This window comes from Pseudomonas sp. MD330_10 (assembly GCF_042610415.1).
GTDB classification, from domain to species: Bacteria; Pseudomonadota; Gammaproteobacteria; order Pseudomonadales; family Pseudomonadaceae; genus Aquipseudomonas; species Aquipseudomonas rhodesiae.
In genome coordinates this window covers 1-233 of sequence record NZ_JBHGZU010000179.1, presented here as the reverse complement: position 1 = coordinate 233, position 233 = coordinate 1, and the positions used below count along the sequence as shown (strand labels likewise).

The 233-nt window shown below is 57.9% G+C and carries 1 pseudogene; it reads left to right on the top strand.

The features are described from left to right. Positions 1-15: 15 nt before the first annotated feature. Positions 16-233 (top strand): annotated as a pseudogene (locus ACFZPT_RS27110) (NADH-quinone oxidoreductase subunit I); the annotation flags it as partial.

The window sequence follows — 233 nt, the reverse complement described above, 5'->3', positions numbered from 1 at the left end:
GTGAGGATTTGACCCATGTTCAAAATTATTGGCGACATCGTTAAGGGTACCGGTACCCAGTTGCGAAGCCAGGTGATGCTTTACGGCCATGGCTACCGCAAACGCGACACCCTGCAATACCCGGAAGAAGCTGTGTACCTGCCGCCGCGCTATCGCGTCCGCATAGTACTTACCCTCGACCCCGATGGCGAAGAGCGTTGCGTTGCCAGCAACCTGTGCGCCGTGGCTAGCCC